General features: G+C 27.1%; 5 protein-coding genes. All 5 read left to right on the plus strand.

All coding sequences use genetic code 11. The features are described from left to right. Positions 1 to 34 precede the first annotated feature (34 nt). Positions 35 to 442, plus strand: a complete 408-nt coding sequence (locus tag U880_RS0106220; RefSeq protein WP_024654391.1) for a DUF3890 domain-containing protein — start codon at positions 35 to 37, stop codon at positions 440 to 442. Continuing rightward, positions 439 to 816, plus strand: coding sequence for a DUF1506 family protein (locus tag U880_RS0106225; RefSeq protein WP_152520414.1), 378 nt, complete (start codon positions 439 to 441; stop codon positions 814 to 816). Before U880_RS0106220 ends, U880_RS0106225 begins: the two co-directional genes overlap by 4 nt. Further along, positions 807 to 1184 carry a hypothetical protein gene (locus tag U880_RS0106230; RefSeq protein WP_024655205.1) on the plus strand — a complete coding sequence of 126 codons (378 nt, stop codon included), beginning with the start codon at positions 807 to 809 and terminating at the stop codon, positions 1182 to 1184. Before U880_RS0106225 ends, U880_RS0106230 begins: the two co-directional genes overlap by 10 nt. Next, a complete protein-coding gene (locus tag U880_RS0106235) occupies positions 1181 to 1738 on the plus strand; it encodes a DUF764 family protein (protein ID WP_024655206.1) in 558 nt (185 codons plus the stop codon). The genes U880_RS0106230 and U880_RS0106235 overlap by 4 nt, the downstream gene beginning before the upstream one ends. Continuing rightward, a partial coding sequence (locus U880_RS10310) for a DUF787 family protein (protein WP_024654525.1) occupies positions 1728 to 1976 on the plus strand: 249 nt, incomplete at its 3' end. The genes U880_RS0106235 and U880_RS10310, both read left to right, overlap by 11 nt.

Below are 1976 nucleotides of genomic sequence, written 5' to 3' on the forward strand. Positions count from 1 at the left end.
TTGATATTAAACAAAGTTAAAGGAATTAAAGTTGATGAGTAGTGATGTCGAATCAGAAGGACTTAGAGATATTTATCTTAAAATTAAATCTCTTTTAAATGTAACAGAAGATAATTTAAGTTTTGATGAGTTTCAACAACAAGCAAATTTACTTGAGATGATAATTAAAACAAAAGGTATCAGCTTGAACTCATTAAATGAAAGTCAAGCATCACTACTCTTATATTACTACTTAGGATGTAAGTTACAACGTTGTGGTGTAATACATGATATTGATCTTGGACGAATAAAGAAAGAAAAATTAGGTGAACTGGAGATTGATTATCATCCAACATCTGATAATACAACCTGTATAAATAATGATTATTGTATTGCTTTTGAAGCTCTACTTAAAGAAGTAAAACTAGAGCAAACAAAACCTTTTGCAATAGGAGTTGTATAATGCATGTAAGACTCAGGCTTAAAAATCTTGCAGGACGAGTAATTCACTACTTCAAAGAAACATCTGATATTCGCTTTTATAAAGCTATAAATAGTACAGATAATGAATTTGCAAGTCATGATATTACTTTTGATAAGAATAATTACACAGATTTTGTTGGAATTATTATCGATATATCCCCACAAGAACTAGTAAAAATTTATGACTTAAACATAAGTGATGTAAAAGGCTTATCAAAGCTTTATACAAATGCAGATCTTAATTTTGAAATTAAAGATAGAATATCGTTAGATGATACATTCTTTGAAATTATTAAGATTGATTCTAGCGTTGGCTATCAGACACTAATTTTAAGGAATATCAAATGGATATAGACATTGAACTTGAAATTGGTTGGTTTGATGTACGTTCAAAAGAAGCACGTATGCATGAAAAGGGAAGTCATAAACTTCCAATACGTAAACATTTAACCAAAATAGCCAATTTATCTGAATTTCAAGAATATGTTAATACCGATTACATGAGAAGTGAATTTAATAAGAGCATAGAGAATGGCATGAATGCATTTGGAATTGCATTTATCAATTACTATAAGAATTATGTCTTATCATCTAAAATTACGCCTAAACTATCTCCAAAAACAATTGCTTTAAAGAGAAATAAAGGAAGCAAAACACCAGAAATACCACTTGTTGATACAGGCCTTATGCTTAATTCAATTGAATATAGGATAAATAAATGATGCTAGATATTACTACTGTTGAAAAATGTATAATATCAACTCTAAAAGAGTTTATCAAATTTGCAAGTATTTATAAGCTTGATGTTGGTATTATAAATACATATAACCATCCATACATGTCTAAATATACAATAAATAATTCAAATATAATTGCTGTGCATTTTAATAATATTGATGGTCTCTTTAATCATAATTCAAGAACAGGTGTATTTTATAATAATGTCAACGAATTTGCTATCAATTTTCAACTATATTTTATGGCATTAACGAACAATTCAAACAAAGATGCATATGAAAGACTTATGTTACTTTATACATTATTTAGTGACTTCTTATATGACTTTGCAACTCAAAGCTTTACTTTTACACCTGAAGATAATGACTACCAAATAAATTTGAAATTTTATATTCACCATACAACAAATATGCAAAACAATGGTCTCCTTGACATAAATAGCAATCATAGCAACTTAACTTATTGTTTAAGTCAAGGATTTAGAGCAAATATACAAATAGAAGAAGAAAAAATTAAGGAGAAAAATAATGCCAGCTGATACAATTAGTGTTAATTTAACGCATTCTAGATTGGATCTAAATCAAGTAAGTTATTATACACCACTACTTGTCTATAAATGTTCAAAAATTAAACTTAATACTACATCACCAAAATATAAAATATTATATTTAAATATAAATGATTATGAACAAGCAATTGATGCACTTGAAAAAGAAGGTAGCAATGGTGACGATGAATTTAATAAAGAAAAAGAATATTTAAAACAAGCAATTCAA

Source organism: Borrelia hispanica CRI, assembly GCF_000500065.1.
GTDB classification, from domain to species: Bacteria; Spirochaetota; Spirochaetia; order Borreliales; family Borreliaceae; genus Borrelia; species Borrelia hispanica.

Coding starts and splice junctions, on each gene's coding strand:
- U880_RS0106220 (WP_024654391.1), top strand. CDS start 35: ATGAGTAGTGATGTCGAATCAGAAGGACTTAGAGATATTTATCTTAAA.
- U880_RS0106230 (WP_024655205.1), top strand. CDS start 807: ATGGATATAGACATTGAACTTGAAATTGGTTGGTTTGATGTACGTTCA.
- U880_RS0106235 (WP_024655206.1), top strand. CDS start 1,181: ATGATGCTAGATATTACTACTGTTGAAAAATGTATAATATCAACTCTA.